20 protein-coding genes are annotated in these 22,779 nt (G+C 55.3%); all 20 read left to right on the plus strand.

The annotated features are described in order from the left end of the window. Positions 1-530: 530 nt before the first annotated feature. The 20 genes from DU490_RS14635 (at position 531) to DU490_RS14725 (ending at position 22,772) form a co-directional block, all read left to right on the plus strand. A complete protein-coding gene (locus DU490_RS14635) occupies positions 531-1,472 on the plus strand; it encodes a DUF4351 domain-containing protein (protein ID WP_114575015.1) in 942 nt (313 codons plus the stop codon). Between the two features lie 63 nt (positions 1,473-1,535). Further along, complete coding sequence (locus DU490_RS14640) at positions 1,536-1,850, plus strand: hypothetical protein (protein WP_114575016.1); 315 nt, start codon at positions 1,536-1,538, stop codon at positions 1,848-1,850. 879 nt (positions 1,851-2,729) lie between these two features. Continuing rightward, positions 2,730-3,740, plus strand: a complete 1,011-nt coding sequence (locus DU490_RS14645) for an NAD-dependent epimerase (protein ID WP_114575017.1) — start codon at positions 2,730-2,732, stop codon at positions 3,738-3,740. Between the two features lie 659 nt (positions 3,741-4,399). Continuing rightward, positions 4,400-5,827, plus strand: a complete 1,428-nt coding sequence (locus DU490_RS14650; protein ID WP_114575018.1) for an MBL fold metallo-hydrolase RNA specificity domain-containing protein — start codon at positions 4,400-4,402, stop codon at positions 5,825-5,827. A 10-nt stretch (positions 5,828-5,837) separates the two neighbouring features. Then, positions 5,838-6,224 (plus strand): hypothetical protein, encoded by a 387-nt coding sequence (locus tag DU490_RS17030; RefSeq protein ID WP_147270470.1) that lies wholly within the window; start codon positions 5,838-5,840, stop codon positions 6,222-6,224. After that, positions 6,214-7,602 carry an ImmA/IrrE family metallo-endopeptidase gene (locus DU490_RS14655; RefSeq protein ID WP_114575019.1) on the plus strand — a complete coding sequence of 463 codons (1,389 nt, stop codon included), beginning with the start codon at positions 6,214-6,216 and terminating at the stop codon, positions 7,600-7,602. The genes DU490_RS17030 and DU490_RS14655 overlap by 11 nt, the downstream gene beginning before the upstream one ends. Positions 7,603-8,209: 607 nt before the next feature. Next, positions 8,210-9,532 carry a UDP-glucose/GDP-mannose dehydrogenase family protein gene (locus DU490_RS14660; RefSeq protein WP_114575020.1) on the plus strand — a complete coding sequence of 441 codons (1,323 nt, stop codon included), beginning with the start codon at positions 8,210-8,212 and terminating at the stop codon, positions 9,530-9,532. 80 nt (positions 9,533-9,612) lie between these two features. After that, positions 9,613-10,404, plus strand: coding sequence for a Wzz/FepE/Etk N-terminal domain-containing protein (locus tag DU490_RS14665; protein WP_114575021.1), 792 nt, complete (start codon positions 9,613-9,615; stop codon positions 10,402-10,404). A gap of 530 nt (positions 10,405-10,934) precedes the next feature. Further along, positions 10,935-12,248, plus strand: a complete 1,314-nt coding sequence (gene wbpA, locus DU490_RS14670; RefSeq protein ID WP_114575022.1) for a UDP-N-acetyl-D-glucosamine 6-dehydrogenase — start codon at positions 10,935-10,937, stop codon at positions 12,246-12,248. Between the two features lie 13 nt (positions 12,249-12,261). Continuing rightward, on the plus strand, positions 12,262-13,215 hold the full coding sequence (locus DU490_RS14675; RefSeq protein WP_114575023.1) for a Gfo/Idh/MocA family protein: 954 nt from the start codon (positions 12,262-12,264) through the stop codon (positions 13,213-13,215). Beyond that, positions 13,212-13,793, plus strand: a complete 582-nt coding sequence (locus DU490_RS14680; RefSeq protein ID WP_114575024.1) for an acyltransferase — start codon at positions 13,212-13,214, stop codon at positions 13,791-13,793. The genes DU490_RS14675 and DU490_RS14680 overlap by 4 nt, the downstream gene beginning before the upstream one ends. Then, positions 13,790-14,902, plus strand: coding sequence for a DegT/DnrJ/EryC1/StrS aminotransferase family protein (locus tag DU490_RS14685; protein WP_114575025.1), 1,113 nt, complete (start codon positions 13,790-13,792; stop codon positions 14,900-14,902). The genes DU490_RS14680 and DU490_RS14685 overlap by 4 nt, the downstream gene beginning before the upstream one ends. Next, the gene (locus tag DU490_RS14690) at positions 14,886-16,139 is read left to right on the plus strand and encodes a lipopolysaccharide biosynthesis protein (RefSeq protein ID WP_114575026.1); all 1,254 of its coding nucleotides are present in this window, start codon (positions 14,886-14,888) and stop codon (positions 16,137-16,139) included. The genes DU490_RS14685 and DU490_RS14690 overlap by 17 nt, the downstream gene beginning before the upstream one ends. Before the next feature lie 28 nt (positions 16,140-16,167). After that, complete coding sequence (locus tag DU490_RS14695; RefSeq protein WP_114575027.1) at positions 16,168-17,145, plus strand: NAD-dependent 4,6-dehydratase LegB; 978 nt, start codon at positions 16,168-16,170, stop codon at positions 17,143-17,145. An 8-nt stretch (positions 17,146-17,153) separates the two neighbouring features. Further along, entirely contained in the window at positions 17,154-18,314 is a 1,161-nt protein-coding gene (locus tag DU490_RS14700; protein WP_114575028.1) for a LegC family aminotransferase, read from the plus strand. Then, on the plus strand, positions 18,307-19,470 hold the full coding sequence (gene neuC / locus DU490_RS14705; protein WP_114575029.1) for a UDP-N-acetylglucosamine 2-epimerase: 1,164 nt from the start codon (positions 18,307-18,309) through the stop codon (positions 19,468-19,470). The genes DU490_RS14700 and neuC overlap by 8 nt, the downstream gene beginning before the upstream one ends. Next, complete coding sequence (locus DU490_RS14710) at positions 19,470-20,375, plus strand: formyltransferase family protein (protein ID WP_114575030.1); 906 nt, start codon at positions 19,470-19,472, stop codon at positions 20,373-20,375. Before neuC ends, DU490_RS14710 begins: the two co-directional genes overlap by 1 nt. Continuing rightward, on the plus strand, positions 20,372-21,052 hold the full coding sequence (locus tag DU490_RS14715) for a PIG-L deacetylase family protein (protein ID WP_114575031.1): 681 nt from the start codon (positions 20,372-20,374) through the stop codon (positions 21,050-21,052). The genes DU490_RS14710 and DU490_RS14715 overlap by 4 nt, the downstream gene beginning before the upstream one ends. Next, a complete protein-coding gene (neuB, locus tag DU490_RS14720; protein WP_114575032.1) occupies positions 21,049-22,119 on the plus strand; it encodes an N-acetylneuraminate synthase in 1,071 nt (356 codons plus the stop codon). The genes DU490_RS14715 and neuB overlap by 4 nt, the downstream gene beginning before the upstream one ends. Next, positions 22,116-22,772, plus strand: a complete 657-nt coding sequence (locus DU490_RS14725) for an acetyltransferase (RefSeq protein WP_220270510.1) — start codon at positions 22,116-22,118, stop codon at positions 22,770-22,772. The genes neuB and DU490_RS14725 overlap by 4 nt, the downstream gene beginning before the upstream one ends. The last annotated feature ends 7 nt before the right edge of the window (positions 22,773-22,779 follow it).

Genomic DNA, 22,779 nt, shown 5'->3' on the forward strand with positions numbered 1-22,779 from the left:
CGAAAGGGGAAGTCGAGCGCCTGCTCGGCTCAGGATCGCGATATGGCGGGACAGGCGAGTGAACGCCTTACACCACCGAATGCTCGTAATTCGTCACTCCAAGCTCTTTTTCACGCTAACGACTAGTCAGCAGGGCAAGGGAATTGCCCGTAACAATCCCTGGGCGGTAGCGTGCCTGGAAAGTGGGGAAGCGCCCCGACGGAAAGGATCGCTGTAGGAACGCTGGTTCGGCGCTCCGAGTTCCCATCGCGACTGGCGCCGCAGGCGCCTCGGCGGAGACTGCCAGCGTTGGCGGTAATTACCAACACCGTCAACACCGCCGGGAGTCCTTCGGCCTCCAGTCGTGATCTGAAGATACTCCGACAGTGCAGTATTTGCCGACCTTGTTGGAGCGCTGCTCCGCATCGCGACTGGCGCCGCCAGGCGCCTTGGCGGAGGCCACGCCCGAGGCGATAGCCGCAACGTTTCCAATGCCCGCTGCCGCAAGAGAAGATGTTTCCCGAAACCTCAAGGAAGAGAGTGAAGACCCCATGAGCGATCCACTCCCTCGTCAGGATCACGACAGTCCATGGAAGGAGGCCTTGGAGTGGCACTTTCCCGAGTTCATGGCCCTGTTGTTTCCCGGCATCTACCCCGAAATCGACTGGTCGAAGGGGCATAGCTTTCTCGACAAGGAACTCCAGCAGATCACCCCGGACGCCGATAATGGCCGGCGTTACGCAGACAAGCTGGCCAAGGTCTACACCTACGACGGTCTGGAGACCTGGGTGTTGATCCACGTTGAGGTGCAGAGTGAACCCGAGGCCGATTTTGCTGCCAGAATGTATACTTACCATTACCGGCTGCTGGATCGTTACGGCGTCGATGTGGTCAGTCTGGCGGTGCTGGCCGACGCCAGCCCAGGCTTCCGACCGCAGCGCTTCCAGCGTGGCCGCTGGGGCTGCGAAGTGGACTTCCGCTTCCCGGTCGCCAAGTTGCTGGATCTCGATGCCACATGGGCTGACCTGGAAGCCAGTGACAATGTCTTTGCGCTGGTGGTGATGGCCCAACTGAAGGCCAAGCAGCTTGATGACGGACACGAACTCAAGCGCTGGAAGGCACACCTCACGCGATTGATGTACCAGCGTGGCTACGCCAAGCAGCAGATCATCGAACTGTTCCGGCTGATCGACTGGATGATGCGGCTGCCGGATGCTCTGGAACGTGAGTTCCTCGACGAACACTATGCCTTTGAGGAGGCTCAGCACATGCCCTATGTCACCAGTGCCGAACGTTTCGGAATTGAGAAGGGTCGCCAGGAAGGCCGTCAGGAAGGTGAGTTGTTGCTGCTCACCAGGCTGATCACGCTGAAATTCGGCGAGTTGCCCGCCTGGGCGCGAGAAAGGCTTGAACACGCTACCACCGACGAGTTGGAAGCCTGGGCAGAGCGCATCCTGAGTGCCGATAGCCTGGAAGCGCTGCTGAAAGAGTGAGCGATTCAGTAGCCACCACCAAGGCATGGAAACCGTTGTTGGATCTTGTAAAGGAAGGCTGCTATGAGCATCCGCGAGTCCGACTGGAAAGCCTTCAAGCGGCTTCGAGCAGTGGCACTGGAACGGTTTTCGCAGCGCGTTCTGGATGAGTGCCAGCAGATCTGTTCAAAAAGGGATGCTACGGCTCATGAGCGCTACGGCGAGTTGTATGACTTAATCCATAAGCGTAATCGCGAGATGGCGCATGCCTTTGATCACTTCAGCCGTTCTAGAGCGCTTTCGTGCCTGCGGCTAATCCGGATGCATAACCTGTTGACGGAAGCTGAGGTGGCCGAGTTCAGCGAGGAAACGCAGAGAGCGACCAATATCGCCAGGTAACGGAAATCCAACCTTGGAGCCCTCGGTTCGGTGCCCCGAATTCCCATCGCGACTGGCGCCGCAGGCGCCTCGGCGGCGGCTGAAAGCGTGGCAATAACCGCAACGTTTCCAACACCGCCGGGAGTCCTTCGGCCTCCAGTCGTGATCTAAAGATACTCCGACAGGGTGGTAGTCGCCTGTTATGGCAGGAAAAGGCAGCTGTTGGAGCGCTGGTCCCCATCGCGACTGGCGCCGCAGGCGCCTCGGCGGAGGCTGCCAGCGTTGGCGGTAATTACCAACACCGTCAACACCGCTGGGAGTCCTTCGGCCTCCAGTCGTGATCTAAAGATACTCCAACAACGACGTGGCACCGTCGGTGGAGAAAACAGCTGTTGGAGCGCTGGTTCCCATCGCGACTGGCGCCGCAGGCGCCCGGCGGAGGCTGCCAGCGTTGGCGGTAATTACCAACACCGTCAACACCGCCGGGAGTCCTTCGGCCTCCAGTCGTGATCTAAAGATACTCCAACAACGACGTGGCAACGTCGGTGGAGAAAACAGCTGTTGGAGCGCTGGTTCCCATCGCGACTGGCGCCGCAGGCGCCTCGGCGGAGGCTGCCAGCGTTGGCGGTAATTACCAACACCGTCAACACCGCCGGGAGTCCTTCGGCCTCCAGTCGTGATCTGAAGATACTCCAACAACGACGTGGCAACGTCGGTGGAGAAAACAGCTGTTGGAGCGCTGCTCCGCATCGCGACTGGCGCCGCAGGCGCCTCGGCGGAGGCTGCAGCCGCTTGATAACTGCTACGCTTTCATGACCGCCTTGGCGCACCAGATGCTACATTTCAAAGAACGCTAAGCGCAGGCCGCCCTCCAGGACGACAGCACACAAGGTTAAAATAGTGAAACTGCTGATCACCGGCATGGCCGGTTTTATCGGATATGCCGTGGCCAAGCGCCTTAGCGGACAAGGCCATGAGATCGTCGGCATCGACAATCTCAATGAGTACTACGATGTCTCGCTCAAGCAGTCACGGCTTGACGACCTTGCCGTCAACTGCGGCGACGTGCGCTTCATCAAGCTGGATCTGGGCGACCGTGTCGGAATGGCGGCGCTGTTCCGCGACCAGCGCTTCGACCGGGTGATTCACCTCGCCGCCCAGGCGGGCGTTCGCTACTCGCTGGAAAACCCCCACGTCTACGCCGACTCCAACCTGATCGGCCACCTCAACGTGCTCGAGGGCTGCCGGCAGCAGATGGTGAAGCACCTGGTCTACGCCTCGTCCAGTTCGGTCTACGGCATGAACGGCAAAATACCGTTTTCCACCACCGACAACGTCGACCATCCCGTCAGCCTCTACGCGGCCACCAAGAAGGCCAACGAGTTGATGAGCCACACCTACGCGCATCTATATAACGTGCCGACCACAGGGCTGCGTTTCTTTACGGTCTATGGCCCCTGGGGCCGGCCCGACATGGCTATTTTCAAGTTCGTCAAGGCGATGTTCGAAGGCAAGCCAATCCAGGTCTATAACCATGGCGATATGTCACGGGATTTCACCTATATCGACGATATCGTCGAAGGCATCGTGCGTGTACTCGACGTGATACCCCAGCCCGACGCCGACCGGGCTGGCTCTGTGGCTACACCAGACAAGAGCACCGCCCCCTATTCGCTCTACAACATCGGCTATGGCGCCCCGATATCGCTGATGGCCTTCATCCGCGCCTTGGAAGCTGCCACCGGCCGCGAAGCCATCTGCGAGTACCTGCCCATGCAGCCCGGCGACGTCCCCCGCACCTGGGCCGACACCGAAGCCCTGCTGCAAGCCACCGGCTACCGCCCCAAAGTCAGTATCGACGAAGGTGTAGCGCGATTTGTCGAATGGTACCGCGGATTTTATAACGTCTAATTGTGTCAGAAGTGTCGGTCGCACCCACCACGGCATGACAAAACAGCTGTTGGAGCGCTGCTCCGCATCGCGACTGGCGCCGGTAGGCGCCTTGGCGGAGGCCGCAACGGCAGCTGTTATCGCCACCATCGGCAACACCGCCGGGAGTCCTTCGGCCTCCAGTCGTGATCTGAAGATACTCCAACCACGACGTGGCAACGTCGGTGGAGAAAACAGCTGTTGGAGCGCTGCTCCGCATCGCGACTGGCGCCGGTAGGCGCCTTGGCGGAGGCCGCAACGGCAGCTGTTATCGCCACCATCGGCAACACCGCCGGGAGTCCTTCGGCCTCCAGTCGTGATCTGAAGATACTCCAACAACGACGTGGCAACGTAGGTGGAGAAAACAGCTGTTGGAGCGCTGGTTCCCATCGCGACTGGCGCCGCAGGCGCCTCGGCGGAGGCCACGCCCGAGGCGGTAGCCGCAACGTTTCCAACACCGCCGGGAGTCCTTCGGCCTCCAGTCGTGATCTGAAGATACTCCAACAACGACGTGGCAACGTCGGTGGAGAAAACAGCTGTTGGAGCGCTGCTCCGCATCGCGACTGGCGCCGCAGGCGCCTCGGCGGAGGCCACCGCCGTCGCAAAACCACACCACAGACTAACACCGCTCTACGGATATCATGGACGATTACCCCCAGATCCTTCACCACGGCGGCGCGGCCGGCGTCACCGGCAGCTGCCACCGGCTGCAACTTGCCACAGACCGTGCACTGCTGATCGATTGTGGCTTGTTCCAGGGCCAGGATGCCGATCACCTCGACAGCCTCGAACAACACACCGTGCGTTTCCCGGTGGAGGACGTACTGGCCCTGGTGGTCACCCACGTGCACATCGACCACATCGGCCGGCTGCCGTACCTGCTGGCGGCGGGCTACAAGGGGCCGATTCTCTGCTCGGTGCCATCGGCACGGCTACTGCCCTTGGTCATAGAGGACGCACTCAAGGTCGGCTTCACCCGCGACCGCGCCCTGATCGAGCGTTTCCTCGAAGAGGTTCAAAGCCGCCTGGTCGCCATCGACTACAAGACCTGGCACACCGTCATCGACGACGAGCGCCACCGCATCAAGGTCAGGCTCAAGCGTGCCGGGCATATCCTCGGCTCCGCCTACGTGGAAGTGGATTTCCACGACAAGGCCAGCGGGAAAAGCCAGCGCACCGTCTTCTCCGGCGACCTGGGCGCACCCCATTCGCCGCTGCTGCCCGCGCCCAAGCCGCCGTACCGGGCTGACGTGCTGGTACTGGAGAGCACCTACGGCGATCGCCTGCACGAAGACAGGCGCCACCGCCGCGACCGGCTCAAGGCCGCCATCGACAGGGCACTGGAGAATGGCGGCACCGTGGTGTTCCCCGCCTTCAGCGTGGGCCGCACCCAGGAGCTGCTCTACGAACTGGAAGGGCTGATACACCACGGGCGCGACGCGCGCTGGCGCGAGCTCGAGATCATCGTCGACTCACCCCTGGCCGCCCGCTTCACCGAGGTGTACCGCGAACTCAAACCCTGGTGGGATGCCGAAGCACACAACCGCCTGCGTAGCGGCCGTCACCCGCTCAGCTTCGAGAACCTCTACACCGTGAACGGTCACGAAGCCCACGAGCGCACCGTCGATTACCTGGCCGAGAGCCACCGCCCCGCAGTGGTCATCGCCGCCAGCGGCATGGTCAGCGGGGGCAGGGTGGTGAACTATCTCAAGCGCATGCTTCCCGACGAACGCCACTGCGTACTGTTCACCGGCTACCAGGCCCACGGCACACCCGGCCGCGACATCCAGCGCCATGGCCCCGGCGGCGGCTGGGTGGAGCTGGACGGCCAGCGCATCGATATCCGCGCCCGGGTGGAAACCGTGAGCGGCTACTCGGCCCACGCCGACCAGTTCGATCTGCTCAACTTCGTGCGCCGCATGCGCCAACCGCCCCGGGAAGTGCGCCTGGTACACGGCGACCCCCGCGCCCAGGCCGCCCTCAAGACGAAGCTGCTTGAGTGGGCCGAAGGGGCAGGGCACGAGTTGAGGGCGACGTTAGGTAGCGACTACCTGAGCAACAGCAAGTGAAATTTTTGTAATGCCCTCTGAACGCTTACGCTATGATCCGGGCGAACATCGCCTCAAGCATTGCTGGAACAAGCCCGAAGCGGTATTTGTGCGCCAAGGTAGTGCGCTGATTGGAAAATGCCCATCGACATTGAGCAAGCAGCTGGCTGAGCAGCTGCTGAATGATGGTATCGGCTACCCCATTGGGCAGGAAACCCCCGAACGTATCTACAATCTGTATGATGGCGTTGTGTATGAGGCGGTATGCTCAGGTGACAGTTGGCATGGCTATCCTTGGCGTTACCGACCGGGACGTAGATCTCTACCTCGCCAGATCAGGCAAGAACTAGAGCGCCGTGCCGAACAGCAGAATTGTTTGTCTGGCTATAAGCACTGGATGAAACAACATGGCCGCTGAACTGGAACTCATCGTAGACACCGCTCCTTCGCAAGGCAGCCTGGAGCACGGCTGGCTGAAAGCGACACTGCTGCTTGATGGCCAGCCCTACTGGTACGGTGGAGATGATCAGGACAATCCGCTCAGCCTGGACTGGACCTGGATCGACTTGCTCCAGTACATCGGCAAGAACTGGTCGGCGCTCATGCTTGAACAAAGTTGCCCGTTGCCTCTGGACGATGTTCCTCACCCTGGCAAACTGCTCCAAAAGGCTGAAGCACGCTGGGAAGACATGCCTGAAGCCTTAGTCATGGCTGAAGAAAACCAAATGCTGCAGTACCTGGATCGCCACAATATTGCTACCGCCTTGAGCGGCGCCAACCTGCCTATGTTGCTCTGGCAGCGCAGCGGCAATACCCTGTGGCTGGTCGATGAAGAAGAACAGGCGCGGCGTGTGGACTTTTTCTCACTACGCCAACGGCTTGAAACAATCGGCGATACCCTGGCCGAGGTGTTTTCAAGTAGCCCCCAACCTCATGTAAAGATGGCTGTCAGTCAATGGCGTCGGCGTGAACAGCAATTGCAAGATGATTATCTTGCATATAGCACAGGGCTGGATGCCAAGCGTCTCGCCACCTTGCGAGAGATGGTTAAGCTTGAAGGCGCCTCGGATACTCGGCAGGAGCCTGTCTACTTGGCAGCTGCCAGAATGACCCGCCATCATCTTTCCGTTGAGCAGATTGCTCAGGTCATACAGCGCCTGCAACAAGCCCCATCGACCGGCAAGCAACCCTTTTCTGCGTTTATTGATGGAGCCAGTTTACAATTGCAGCAAATGGAAGATGAACCTCCTTTCGAGCAGGGATATCAACTGGCACGCTGGCTACGTGAGCAACTGAAACTGAAGGATGATAAACGTTTTGACCCCGAATTGCTTCTTGTCAAAGAAAATGTGGCGATGGACAAGATTTTTTTGGAAAGTGCTAAAATCGACGCCATTGCATGCTGGGGCACTATCGATCCCTTAATCCTTTTGAATAAGAACGAAGAGGCAAGGGTGGCCAAGTCTTATAGCCAGCGCAGCACACTCGCACATGAAGTTTGTCATTTGCTGATCGACCGCGATCGTGCGCTGCCGGTGGCAGAAGTATTAGGTGGTGAAGTAGATAGCGAAAGCGAAAAGCGCGCCAATGCTTTTGCCGCAGAGCTCTTGTTACCCCAAGCTCATGCTACAAGCGTATATAGAACATCTCCCAGCCTGAGCGAGGCAGTAGAAAAATTAGTGCGTACCCATCAGGTCAGCCGTCAACTGGTTGCGTATCAACTGCATAACGCAACCGATGTTATGCTCAATGAGGATGACCGGACTGCACTGCGTAATTATGGGGTAAGAGCGTAGTATCTAGGCTTTGTCTGAAAATTCGGTGCCCCCCACGCCCTGATGTGCCAGTTTTGGAATTGCAAGACGTCGTGCTGTCATAGGAATATCGTTGATAATGTCAATCGACTTCCAGAGTCACTTCAAGAGAAAGTGCTGGATTTCACCTTTTTTTTGATGCAGAAAATTGAGAAAGGCGAGCTGAGAAGCCTGTCCCAAGCTCAGCTGTCTTGCCTGGTGTGCCAAGCCATGACACTTGGCCAGGGTGGTGGCTCTGCCACATGCCGTGCAGCTGCGCAACGCATTCACTAGCTGGCTGAAGCAAGTCTGGACCAGGCACCAGGCACCAGGCACCAAAGGAGCAGTGGCCTAAGCCGCCGCATGATATTCATCATGCTGCAGTAATCTGCCCGCCAATTGCCTCTATACTTACATTTCTATACGAAAAGCCGCATAGAGCCCGAGTGCAACCATCGCGTAGAATACCGGCCTGACCGAAAGGAGCAGGCACTCCGCCACCGGCAGAGACGATGGTCACTCAGGGCATGGGAATGCGCCCGGTTCAATCCCCAGGCGGTAGCGTGCCCGGGACACACCATCAACTCGCAGACTCGCAAGCAGGGATGACATGAACGTTACGGTTTTCGGTACGGGATACGTAGGGCTGGTGCAAGGCGCCATTCTGGCGGACGTGGGGCATCACGTAATTTGCGTGGATGTCGACGCCGACAAGGTCGAACGCCTGAAGCAGGGCGACATCCCCATCTTCGAACCCGGCCTGGCACCGCTGGTGAAGGATAACCACGCCGCCGGTCGACTGGAATTCACCACCGATGCCGCGGCCGGCGTCAAGCACGGACAGGTGCAGTTCATCGCCGTAGGCACCCCGCCGGATGAAGATGGCAGCGCCGATCTCAAGTACGTGCTGGCCGTGGCCGCCACCATTGCCGAGCACATGGAAAGCGACCAGATCATCATCAACAAGTCCACCGTGCCGGTGGGCACCGCCGACAAGGTGCGCGAAAAGGTCGACTCGGTGCTGGAAGCCCGCGGCCGCAAGGAACTGCGCTTCGACGTGGTCTCCAACCCCGAGTTCCTCAAGGAAGGCAGCGCCGTTGCCGACTGCCAGAAGCCCGACCGCATCATCATCGGTACTGCCAGCAAGCAGACCGAAGACGTAATGCGCGAGCTCTACGCCCCCTTCAACCGCAGCCGTGACCGGGTGATCGTCATGGACGTGCGCAGCGCCGAGCTGACCAAGTACGCCGCCAACTGCATGCTGGCCACCAAGATCAGTTTCATGAACGAAATGGCCAACCTGGCCGAGCACCTGGGCGCCGACATCGAAATGGTACGCCAGGGCATCGGCTCCGACCCGCGCATCGGCTACCACTTCATCTATCCCGGTGTGGGCTATGGCGGCTCCTGCTTCCCCAAGGACGTGCAGGCGCTGATCCGCACCGCCGGCGACATCGACTTCGACGCCAAGGTGCTCAAGGCCGTGGAAGCCCGCAACATGGATCAGAAAACCACCCTGTTTCAGAAAATCAGCAAGCACTTCAATAACGATTTGGCGGGCAAAACCTTCGCCATCTGGGGCCTGGCCTTCAAGCCCAGCACCGACGACATGCGCGAAGCCCCCAGCCGCGTGCTGATGGAAGCACTATGGGAAGCCGGCGCCAAGGTGCAGGCCTTCGACCCCGAAGCCATGGAAGAGACCCAGCGCATCTACGGCAGCCGCGACGACCTCTCCCTGTGCGGCACCAAGGAAGCCGCCCTGCGCGGTGCCGATGCCCTGGTGATCGTCACCGAATGGCAGGTCTTTCGCGCACCGGACTTCGACTTTATCCAGGAACAGCTGGCCGAACCAGTGATCTTCGATGGGCGGAATATGTTTGAGCCGAGGCGCATGGCGGTGAAGGGTTTCACTTATTATTCCGTTGGTCGGTGAAGAGTTAAACTATTTGCTGCTTCTCTCCCGCCTGACGAAAGGCGGGATAGGCAGTCGTCAAGAAAACGTGGACCTATTAGATGTCTCAGCTTGAGCAAACGCCTCAGCAACCCCAGCACTACCAAGATGATGAAATCTCTCTAGTAGACTTGGCAAAAATACTGATCAAGCGGTGGAAAGTGATTGTCATCACCTTTCTGGTCGTGGTTTTCGGGGCGTTGGCGTACGCGCTTATGCAAGAGCGCACCTATCAATATGTTTCGATCTACCATGTGGCGGAACAAGTCAGCTCCCAAGGCGTACCAACCGGCTTGGAGTCACCCAGTTCGGTCATCGCCAAGATGGAGAACCTCTACCTGGGAACAGTGAGCCGTCAGTTACGTGAAGCTGAGGGATTGCAATCATTACCTTTGGATGTTTCTGCAAGCCAACCCGCGGATACCTTATTGGTACGGCTGACATCAGAAGCTAGTGAGAATAATGCGAATCTTGTTGTCAGCATGCATGAACAGCTACTGGCCAAAATTACGGAAGATCAAGGTAAGTTGATGGAACGAAACCGAGAACGGTTGGAACAGCAGCTGGAAACAGCCGAACAGGCAATGTCGGCGGTCGAGCAATCCGATAGGGCTGGGGAGTTAATGGCCACGTATATCGATCGTATCGCCGAAATCGAAAATCGCCTAGCCCAGCTCAACGAAGGTCAGGTGGTGCAAGTGGCAGTTCAGAGCCAGGCGCCAACCGGCACCAGCCGAACATTGATAGTAGCACTGGGCCTAGTGTTGGGCGGTATGCTGGCCTTAATGATGGCGTTTCTTTCGCACTTTACAAGTTTGGTACGGGCCAGTCTCCGTGATGAAAAAAGCGGTTGATTGATAGGAATCTACAGAAAGATTTTCGTATTTTTGAAGTAACATAACCCCAATTATCGATAAATACACCTAAAAACAGTGGTTTAGGTGGGATGTTAACAGTGGTCTTAACAGGGTTGTTAACAGGCCAGGCTTGCATTTCTACCGAGGTGCTCTGCATTTTTACAGGGCAACCGATGAAATGACGTTTTCTGCAATTTTGCAGGATTGATATCAAGATAGGTCCTGCGCAGCCAAGTCCGAATTGGCACATTTGATGAGGTACTCTGCAAAATTGCAGAGGAAAGCGCGAAATGCCAATTCATGCATTTTTGCTGATTTTCGTAAGCACGAAACTGATTGTTGTAGCTGTTAGTTTGCTGAAAATTATTTATTCGTTGCTTAATGCCGAATCTCATGAACTAGTTTCAGAAACCTCAATAAACCAAATGCCACACAGATCACTGCTTCTTGAAGCAATCCATTGCCATGCCTTAAAGTTCATAGGCAACTGCAAATTTTTAAATTTGTGAATAGAGAATAATGGTGATATGTCAAATTCACAGGATGTTTTGATCGGCAAGCTTCAAAGCAAGGAAGCTGTCATCAGCATCGTCGGCCTTGGCTATGTTGGCCTGCCGCTGATGCTGCGCTACAATGAGATAGGTTTCCGTGTGTTGGGCATTGATATCGATCAAAATAAGGTTGATCACTTGAATGCCGGAAGAAGCTATATCGAACATATACCGTCCGCGAAGGTGTCCAGCGCGGTTCAGTCCGGCTTCGAAGCTACCACCGATTTCCGTCGCGTTGTCGAAGCCGATGCTTTAATTCTTTGCGTTCCCACGCCACTTAATAAGTATCGCGAGCCGGATATGAGTTTCGTGATCAACACGGTTGAAGCGCTCAAGCCCCATCTGCGTGAAGGGCAGGTGGTTTCCTTGGAGAGCACTACGTATCCTGGTACGACTGAGGAAGTGTTGTTGCCGCGAGTGCAGGAAAATGACTTGGTGGTGGGTGAAAACCTATTCTTGGTCTATTCACCCGAGCGAGAAGATCCCGGTAACCCGAATTTCGAGACTCGTGCCATCCCCAAAGTGTTGGGCGGCCACACATCGGCCTGCCGTGATGTGGGCATCGCGCTCTATGCTTCCGCCATCGATAAGGTGGTGCCGGTCAGTTCTACCAAGACGGCGGAGATGACCAAGCTGTTGGAGAATATCCATCGCGCGGTAAATATCGGCTTAGTCAACGAAATGAAGATCGTCGCCGACCGCATGGGGATCGATATCTTTGAGGTGGTGGATGCCGCAGCCACCAAGCCGTTTGGTTTCACCCCCTACTACCCAGGTCCCGGTCTTGGCGGTCACTGTATCCCAATTGATCCGTTCTATCTGACTTGGAAGGCACGTGAGTACGGCCTGCACACTCGCTTCATTGAACTATCCGGCGAGGTGAACCGTGCCATGCCCGAGTACGTGGTTGGCAAGCTGATGGATGGCCTGAACGATCACAGCAAATCCTTGAAGGGCAGCCGCGTGCTAGTGCTCGGCATCGCCTACAAGAAAAATGTCGACGACATGCGAGAGTCCCCCGCGGTTGAGATTATGGAGTTGATCCAAGCTAAAGGCGCGATGATCAGCTACAGCGACCCGCACGTGCTCGTCTTTCCTAGGATGCGGGAACACTACTTTGAATTGGAAAGCGTCGAGCTTACTGCGGACAGCCTCGCTTGCTTTGATGCGGTGGTACTTGCCACCGATCATGCCCGCTTCGATTTCGACTTGATCAAACAGCATGCCAAATTGATCGTGGACAGCCGCGGCATTTACCGCGAACCCGCTTCACACATCATTAAGGCCTGAGGAAAAATACCTAATGACCAAATTTGCTTTAATCGGCGCAGCCGGTTATATAGCACCGCGCCACATGAAAGCAATCAAAGATACCGGAAACGACTTGGTCGCTGCATTAGATGTAAATGACTCGGTTGGTATAATAGATAGTTTTTTTCCGGATGCGGACTTTTTTACCGAGTTTGAACGCTTTGATCGGCATATCGACAAGCTTCGTCGCAGCAAAAGCGAAAGTCAGGCGGATTACATTGCCATCTGCTCTCCCAATTACCTGCATGACTCACATATGCGCTTTGCCCTACGTTCAGGAGCGAATGCCATCTGTGAAAAGCCGCTGGTGCTGAACCCCTGGAACATCGACGGCTTGCAAGAGATTGAGAAGGACACCGGCCAGAAGATCAACACAATTCTGCAGTTGCGGCTTCACCCTTCCATCATCGCTCTGCGCGACAAAGTCCAAAGCGGCCCCAAAGATCGAAAATACGAGGTAGATCTCACCTACATAACCTCTCGAGGTCACTGGTATCTGCAGTCATGGAAGGGCGACAGCAAGAAATCCGGGGGAATTGCCACTAACATAGGTGTTCATTTCTACGACATGCTGCATTTCATCTTCGGTGATCTGCAACAGAACGTGGTGCATTACAGCTCAGATACTAAAGCTGCTGGCTACCTTGAATATGAGCAAGCACGAGTACGTTGGTTCCTTTCTATTGACGTCAATGATGTGCCTGCAGAGCTACGCGCCGATGGGCAGCGTACCTACCGATCGATTACCTGCGACGGTGAAGAGATCGAGTTCTCCGGTGGCTTCACGGATCTGCATACCCGCAGCTACGAAGAGATACTCAAAGGCAAGGGTTTCGGCCTGGAAGAGAACCGCGTCGCCATCGAAACGGTCTCACATATACGCGATGCAGACCCGCAAGGACTCACAGGTGATTACCACCCCTTTCTGAAGCAGGTAATCGCATGAGTGTCAGGATCCATGACACCGCCGTCGTCGACGAGGGCGCCCAACTCGGGGAAGGCTCCCGCGTATGGCACTGGGTTCACGTCTGCGGCGGTGCGCGCATCGGCAAAGGTGTGTCACTGGGCCAGAACGTCTTCGTCGGCAACAAGGTGGTCATCGGCGACCACTGCAAGGTGCAGAACAACGTTTCGGTTTACGACAACGTGACCTTGCAGGAGGGTGTGTTCTGCGGCCCCAGCATGGTGTTCACCAACGTTTATAATCCCCGCTCGCTGATCGAGCGTAAAAGCGAGTACCGCGATACCTTGGTCAAGCAGGGCGCCACCCTGGGTGCAAACTGCACCATCGTGTGCGGTGTGACCATTCGCGAGTACGCCTTTATTGGTGCCGGCGCGGTAATCAATAAGGACGTACCGGCCTACGCGCTGATGGTCGGCGTACCGGCACGTCAGATCGGGTGGATGAGCGAGCACGGCGAGCAGCTCGACATTCCGCTGGAAGGGAAGGGCGAAGCGGTATGCCAACATACCGGCGACCGCTATGTGTTGGATGGCAAGAAGTTGAAGAAGGTGAACGCATGATTCCGTTCATTGACCTGTCGGCTCAGCAAGCCTGTATCAAGGACAAGATCGACGCAGGCATCCAGCGGGTGCTGGCCCATGGGCAGTACATCCTCGGGCCTGAAGTGGCCGAACTGGAAGAGAAGCTCGCAGCCTACACCGGCGCCAAGCACTGCATCACATGTGCCAACGGTACCGATGCGCTGCAGATCGCCCAGATGGCATTGGGCATCGGCCCGGGCGATGAGGTGATCACACCCGGCTTCACCTATATCGCCACGGCCGAGACAGTGGCTCTGCTGGGCGCAAAGCCGGTCTACGTGGATATCGACCCGCGCACCTACAATCTCGACCCTACCCTGCTCGAAGCGGCCATCACGCCGCGAACCAAGGCCATCATTCCGGTATCGCTCTACGGCCAGTGCGCCGATTTCGACGCCATCAATGCCATTGCCAAGAAGCATGGCATTCCAGTGATCGAGGATGCCGCCCAGAGCTTTGGTGCCACCTACAAGGGCCGCAAGTCCTGCAATTTGTCCACCATTGGCTGTACGAGCTTTTTTCCGACTAAACCGCTGGGATGCTATGGTGATGGCGGGGCAATATTCACCAATTCTGAAGAATTGGCTACCATTATTCGTCAAATTGCCAGGCACGGACAGGACAAAAGATATCATCACGTTAGAGTCGGAGTTAATAGCAGACTTGATACGATTCAGGCAGCGATTCTCTTGCCTAAGCTTGAAATATTAGGCACTGAACTGTCTGAGCGTAATAGAGTTTCTGAAATATATGTAAATTGTCTAAAAAAAATAGGGAAAGAAAAGATTCTAAAGCTGCCGAATATTGCTGCGGATTATGTCAGTGCGTGGGCTCAGTTTACGGTCTTGGTACCTAACCGAAATGCACTTCATGAATACTTAAGTAGTGTCGGTATTCCAACAGCTATTCATTATCCATTCCCTTTAAATAAACAGCCTGCAGTTCGAGATATCAGCGTGAGTTTGCCTGTGGCGGAGAGAGTTGCTGATCGGGTATTGTCTCTTCCCATGCATCCCTACCTAGCCAATGATTCTATACGGACCATCTCCGAATCTATTTTAGAGAGTGTTGATGTTATCGTTAGGTAAAAGTGGATTAGTCTACTTAGTCTCCAATATTGCTGTGGCTGCTGTACCATTTGCTCTTCTTCCTGTGCTTACGCATTACCTTTCACCGACGGAGTACGGTGTCGTCGCAATGTTTACGACGTTCTTGCCCATAATTGGCGCTTTTGTCGGTCTTAGTGTTCATGGTGCCATATCAAGACGATGGTTCGATAAAGAAAACGTAAAAATAGACGAGTACGTCTCCAGCTGCATATTTATACTTCTATGTAGCATGGTCGTGGTATTGATAGCCATTGGTGTTATGTCTTCTTGGTTGAGTGAAGCACTTTCTTTGCCATTGCATTGGCTTGTTGCTGCTGTTGTTGTTTCTTTTTGTGGATTTTTAATTCAGGTTAGACTAGTTATTTGGCAAGTTGAGAGCAAGCCTATACATTACGGCATTTTTCAATTTGGTAATGCTTTTTTGAACGCAGTTGTGTCTTTGGTATTGGTAGCCATATTGCTATATGGATATAGTGGGAGGCTATGGGGGTACCTGGTTTCGGCGCTTTTTTTCGGGGCCTTGGGTATTGCCCTTTTGAAAAGGGATAGAATGTTGGGGGCGAGAATTCGCAGAGAGTATATTAAAGATGCACTTATGTTTGGCGTCCCTCTTATCCCTCATGTGATTGGTTCTTTCCTGATTGTTATTGCCGATAGATTAGTAGTCAAGGAGATCCTTGGAACAGAACAAGCGGGAATATATATGCTTGCTGTACAGGTTTCCCTGGTCCTGAATATGATATTTGTTTCCTTGGAGAAGGCTTACACTCCTTGGCTTTATAAGCGACTTAAAGATAATATCAGTCACCAAAAGGAAGGCGTCGTTAGATTGACATATTTGTTATTTGGTTTGATATCAACTCTGGTTTTTGTAATGATTTTCCTGTCTGATATACTCATCAATATCATTGCTCCTCCTGAGTATTCTGGCGCTGCTGAGGTATTGCCGTGGCTGTTCATGGCGCAGGGATTTCACGGGATGTATTATCTTGTTACTAACTATTTATTCTTTAATAGAAAAACTTATGTTACAGCATCAATTACTATTTTCTGTGGTGGAATTTCGATATTTTTGACAATAATACTGACTTACAATTTTGGGCTAGTCGGTACAGCTGTAGGTACAGCCATAGGTCTGTTTTTTCAATTTTCCCTAACGTGGTTAATGGCAGCGAAAGTACATTCCATGCCTTGGTTTAGGAAAGCTACTGAATAATATTTATGAATGCGTTGGAGAGAAAAAGATGAAGGTACTTGTTACGGGGGCAGATGGGTTCATCGGTTCGCACCTGACCGAGCTCCTCGTCCGTGAAGGCTACCAAATAAAAGCGCTTTCCCAGTACAACTCATTTAACTATTGGGGTTGGCTGGAAGATGTCGACTGTCGGGACCAAATCGAGGTGCTCAACGGTGATGTGCGTGACCCGCACTATTGCAAGCATATTACCAAAGATGTCGATGTCATCTTCCACCTGGCGGCGCTGATAGCGATTCCCTACTCCTACGTAGCACCGGACAGCTACGTGGATACTAATATCAAAGGCACGTTGAATATCTGCCAGGCGGCGCTTGAAAATGGCGTCAAGCGAGTGATTCACACTTCAACCAGTGAGGTCTATGGCACGGCTCAATACGTCCCGATCGACGAGGACCACCCGCTGCAGCCGCAGTCGCCCTACAGCGCTTCGAAGATCGCAGCCGATGCCATGGCGATGAGCTTCTACAATGCCTTTGATCTGCCGGTGACAGTGGCGCGACCCTTCAATACCTACGGGCCACGTCAGTCAGCTCGTGCGGTGATTCCCGCTATCATTAGCCAGGTCGCCAATGGCTTGAAGCAGATCAAGCTTGGCGATGTCTCGCCGACCCGCGATTTCAACTATGTCGAAGATACCTGCCAAGGATTCCTGGCGCTGGCCAACTGCGACGCTGCCGTGGGCCAAACGGTCAATATCGCCTCGAACTACGAGATCTCGGTGGGGGATACGCTCAACCTCATTCGTGAACTGATGGGCAGCGATGTCGAGTTCATCACTGACGAGCAGCGCCTGCGGCCAGGCAAGTCCGAAGTCTTCCGCCTGTGGGGGGACAATACTCGTATCCGCAAACTGACCGGTTTCGCCCCGCAGCACGATATCCGTGCCGGCCTGCAGAAGACCATCGACTGGTTCACCCAGCCCCACCATCTGGCCAAGTACAAGGCTGATCTCTACAACGTTTGAGTGCTGCAATGCTGCAACCATTGATCGATTTCGTGCGCGACCACTATCGCACAAACAACTTTATCCCTCTGCATGCCCCTGTCTTTAGCGGAAACGAAAAAGCCTACGTTGGCGAGGCCATCGATTCCACCTTCGTCTCCAGCGTCGGTGCCTTTGTGGGCCGCTTCGAGCAGGATATGGCGGCCTACACCGGCAGTCCGCGTGCGGTTGCTACGGTCAACGGCACTGCGGCCCTGCACGTGGCGCTGCGGTTGGTGGGCGTGGAACAAGACGATTACGTGATCACCCAGCCGCTGACTTTCGTCGCTACCTGCAATGCCATTGCCTATTGCGGCGCGATGCCGATCTTCGTCGATGTGGATCGCCATACCTTGGGTCTTTCTCCCACGGCGCTGGCGGAGTGGCTTGAGGCCCACGCCTTTCGTGATGACAGTGGTCAGTGCAGGCGGCGCGAGGACGATGGCGTTATCCGTGCCTGTCTGCCTATGCACACCTTCGGCCATCCGGCGAACTTAGACGGCCTAGTACGGGTCTGCCGCGATTGGGGCTTGCCGCTGGTGGAAGACGCCGCCGAGTCCCTGGGCAGCACTTATCACGGCCGACATACAGGCACCATCGGTGACCTGGGCACGCTGAGTTTTAATGGCAACAAGGTGATCACCACCGGCGGCGGGGGGATGCTCCTGGCCGACCAGGCGCTAGGCGAGCGGGCCAAGCATCTCACCACAACTGCCAAGCAGCCGCACACCTATGAATACGTGCATGACGAGTTGGGCTACAACTATCGGCTGCCGAATCTCAATGCTGCCCTGGGCTGTGCCCAGCTTGAGCAACTCGATGCCTTCATCGACGAGAAGCGCCAGTTGGCGGCCGACTATGCGGCTTGCCTGGCCGGTAGTGAGATGACGTTTGTCACCGAACCGGAAGGCTGCCGCAGCAACTACTGGCTCAATGCCATCATTTGTCCGGATCGTCCCCAGCGCGACCAGCTGCTTGAGGTGACCAATCAACAAGGCATCATGACACGCCCGATATGGCAGTTGATGAACCACTTGCCCATGTATGCCAAGGCCCCGGCCGGCGAACTGCCTAATGCCTTGTGGCTGGAGTCGCGCGTGGTCAATCTGCCTAGCGGTATCCGCGCTGCCCAAGGAGCAATTGATGCGTAAGATTGCAGTCTTCACGGGGACGCGGGCCGAGTATGGCCTGTTATATTGGCTGATGAAGGAAATTGAACAAGACGGGTCACTTGAACTCCAGCTCATTGTAAGCGGTATGCATCTGTCGCCGGAATTTGGTGAGACCGTTACTGCAATTGAACAGGATGGTTTTACGATTGATGCGCGAGTAGAAATGCTGCTTTCTTCGGGAACCGGTGTGGGTATCGCTAAATCTATGGGGGTGGGAACTATTGGATTTGCTGATGCCTTGGATCGGCTACGTCCTGACTGGCTTGTCGTCTTGGGGGACCGGTTTGAAGCTTTGTCTATTGCCCAGACAGCTATGGTTATGCAAATTCCGCTGGCTCATATTCACGGCGGCGAACTCACTGAAGGCCTGATCGACGAGGCCATCCGCCATGCCATTACCAAGATGGCTCAGCTGCATTTCACAAGCACAGAAAGGTATCGCAGCCGGGTCATTCAGCTCGGCGAACAGCCAGATCGTGTTATCAATGTCGGAGCTCCGGCGATTGAGAACATCCTTCGTATACAGTTGCTTGATCAAACAGAGCTGGAGCATTCGCTGAAATTCAAGCTGGGTGAGCGCCCACTCCTTGTGACGTATCATCCGGTCACGCTGAAAGAGGGGGGAGGAATTGAATCGTTACGGGAACTTTTGTCAGCACTTGAGGAGCTGCTACCAGAAACTAAGATCGTATTGACATTTCCGAACGCAGATGCTCATGGGCGCGAGCTTATTCCCGTTTTGCAAATTTTTGCGAAAAAATACCCTGAGAGTGTCTTACTCATCACATCACTTGGCCAGATTCGTTATCTCAGTCTCATGAAAATTTGTGGTGCTGTTGTTGGAAACTCATCAAGTGGACTTCTTGAGGCTCCAGCTATGGGTGTACCGACAGTGGATATTGGCATCCGGCAAAGAGGGCGCCTCAAGCCCGAAAGTGTTGTTCAGGCGGAGGAAGATTTGGAATCCATCCGTGGGGCATTGAAAATAGCGCTTTCACCCGCCCATCGTCAAAAATGCATCCATGCTCCCAACCCCTACGGAGACGGTCACGTGGCTAAAAATATCGTTCATTCTCTAAGAAGTATTTCCGGAAAGAAAAGTCTTTTTAAAGTCTTTTACGACTTGGAGTTTTAATGAGAATATGCTTGATAGGCTGCGTCGAGTTTAGTGGATGGGCTCTTAAGAGATTGTTTGAGCTAGAGTCTGTAGGCATCTGCACCGTCGCTGGCGTTATAACGAAGAAAGCCTCATCATTCAATGCCGATTTTTGTGACCTTTCAGGCTGTGTGGAAGAAGTGAATGCTGATCCGGCCATTGTTCACTTTTACAAGAACCAGGAAGCGGCGACTTCATTCATCAGGGATGTCAGAGCAGACATTGTGTTCTGTTTTGGCTGGAGCTCACTGTTGGGCCCAGAGATGTTGTCAGCTGCACCCAGAGGGGTGATTGGGTTTCATCCCGCGGCATTGCCCCAAAACCGGGGGCGTCATCCGATCATATGGGCGCTGGTACTGGGGTTGGATGAAACGGCCTCTACGTTTTTTCAGATGGATGAAAAAGCAGATTCGGGGCCGATCCTTTCCCAAAAGCCTGTTCCAATTTCGCCAGATGATAATGCCAGTACGCTCTACCAGAAAATCACCGAAACGGCCCTAGCGCAGATAGAGCAATTTACCCCGGCGCTGGTCCGGAACAGTGCCAAATTTCAGCCCCAAGACCACACTCAGGCAACCTACTGGCGCAAGCGTAGCCTAACTGACGGAATTATTGACTGGCGAATGGATGCCGTTGCTGTTCATAACTTGGTCAGGGCATTGCACCACCCATATCCGGGCGCCGAGTTCCAGTCAGTCCAACATGGCGCTGTAAAGGTGTGGCAGACCAGCCTGTCGGAATCATTATTTTCCAGGAATTTTGAACCCGGCAAGATCCTGGATGTGCAGCCTAGGCGGGTTCTCGTCAAATGCGGTGGCGAGAGTGCTATCTGGCTGGAAAATATCAAGTTGGGATTAAACTGTATTGAGGGCGGCTATTTATGATACAAGCTTCAACCACGGTATTAGTTATCGCTCCCCACCCGGACGATGAAACTTTGGGGTGCGGTGGTACTCTACTAAAACTGAAAGCCCAAGGTGCGAACGTCCACTGGTTGATTGTTACGACCATTGCGGGTGTCCCAGGCTTTTCCAGCACCCAAGCACAGAAGCGCGCCCAAGAAATTGATTTAGTCGCTGAAGAATACGGGTTCGACGGCGTTCACAAGTGTGAACTGCCAACCGCCATGTTGGATACGTTAAATAAGGGCGAGTTAGTTTTCTCGATGGCTGAGGTGATAAATCACCTTAAGCCAGATACCTTGTTCTTACCTTACCGCAACGACGTGCATAGCGACCATGCGTCGGTTTTCGATGCCATTGTATCGGCCAGTAAGTCTTTTCGCTCACCGTTTGTACGGTCAATCTATGCTTACGAGACTTTGTCTGAAACAGACTTTGGTTTACGTCCAGACGATTCAGGTTTTCGTCCCAATCTCTATATTGATATTGGTGGTTATTTAGAGAAAAAAATTGATATAATGAAGCTTTTCGATGGAGAAATGGGTGTATTTCCGTTCCCACGAAGTGAGGAATGTATTCATGCATTGGCTACCTTGCGAGGTGCACAATCTAATGCCCAAGCAGCAGAAGCTTTTATGATTCTCAAGGAAATTCGATGAGTGGAAAGACTTACATCATAGCCGAAGCGGGGGTCAACCATAACGGCGACCGTCAACGCGCCTTTGATCTAGTCGATGCGGCTGCCATTGCCGGTGCCGATGCGGTCAAGTTTCAGACCTTCAATGCGAAACGGCTGGCCGCGCTGACCGCTCCCAAGGCCGCTTACCAGAAGCAGACCACCGCAGCCGATCAGAGTCAGCTCGAGATGCTCGAGGCCTTGGAACTGCCCCTCGAATGGCACGCTGCGCTACAGGTCCATGCGCACCAGCGGGGCATTGAGTTTCTGTCCACGGCCTTCGACATCCAGAGTCTGGCGTTTCTGGAAACCCTCGACTTGCCGTTCTACAAGGTGCCTTCTGGGGAGCTGACCAACGGTCCCCTGCTTTGGGCCTTTGCGCGCACCGGTAAGCCGTTGGTTCTCTCCACTGGCATGGCCACGCTCTCCGAGGTCGAGCAGGGCCTGGCCGTCGTCAGTCATGCGCTGAGAAATGACCAGCCGCCTACCTCGCTGAACGAGGTCTGGCAGTGCTGGAGCGATCCCCTGGCGCGTGCCGCTCTGGTCGGCCAGGTTAGCCTGCTGCACTGCACCTCTCAGTATCCCACCCCGATGCATGAAGTGAACCTCAAGGCTCTGAACACGCTGGCCGAGGTGTTCCGGTTGCCGGTGGGCTATTCTGATCACACCCAGGGCACGCTGATTCCAGTGGCCGCCGTGGCTCGCGGTGCCACAATCCTCGAGAAACATTTTACCCTCGATCGTCAGTTGTCTGGTCCGGATCACAAGGCCTCGCTGGAACCGGATGAGTTGAAGCGCATGGTAGGAGAGATCCGCGCCATCGCCGAAGCCCTGGGGGACGGTCAGAAGGTGCCCCAAGCAAGCGAATGGGATACTCGGAGTGCCGCGCGGCAGAATCTGGTCGCGGCTGCCCCCATCAAGCAGGGCGAGCAATTCTCCGCCAACAACCTCACCACCGCGCGGGCCGGGCAGGGCGAGCTGGCCATGGCCTACTGGGATCGTCTTAACCAGCCCGCTGCCCGTGATTATCAGCCGGGAGAGGCGGTGTGAGCCCTTTGCCCGTCATTTTGCTGGGGGGCGGTGGGCACGCCAAGGTGGTGCTCGATCTGCTTCGTGTCCTCAAACGTAACGTTCTTGGCGTTTGTGACCCCGGGCTGGCTGACCAGGGTATCCAACTATGGCGCGGCCTATCGGTGCTGGGTGACGACCACGCGGTCGAGCGATATGCCCCTGCTGACATCGAATTGGCCAACGGTACTGGCAGCTTGCCGGGCAACACATTGCGGTACCGTTTGCACACGCAGTTCACGCGCCAGGGATACCGCTTCGCTACGCTGGTCCATCCCAGCGCTATTCTCGGCTCGGGCGTCAAGCTTGGCCAGGGGGTGCAGATCATGGCCGGAGTGATCGTGCAGGCTGATAGCCGCATTGGCGATAACGTCATCCTCAACACACGGGCGTGTATCGATCATGACGGTGTGATCGGTGACCATGTGCATGTGGCCCCCGGTGCCGTGATGTCAGGTGACGTCACATTGGGCGACGGTTGCCACATCGGCGCCGGGGCTAATTTGCTGCAGGGGATACGGCTCGGCAGCGAGGTCGTGATCGGCATCGGAACCACCGTGCTTACCAACGTGGCAGCCGGGCATCAACAGACAGGCCAACCGCCCCGAGCACCACGCCGTATCAATGAGGAATGAGTTGACG

This window comes from Halomonas sp. DQ26W, from assembly GCF_003339685.1.
Classification (GTDB): domain Bacteria; phylum Pseudomonadota; class Gammaproteobacteria; order Pseudomonadales; family Halomonadaceae; genus Halomonas.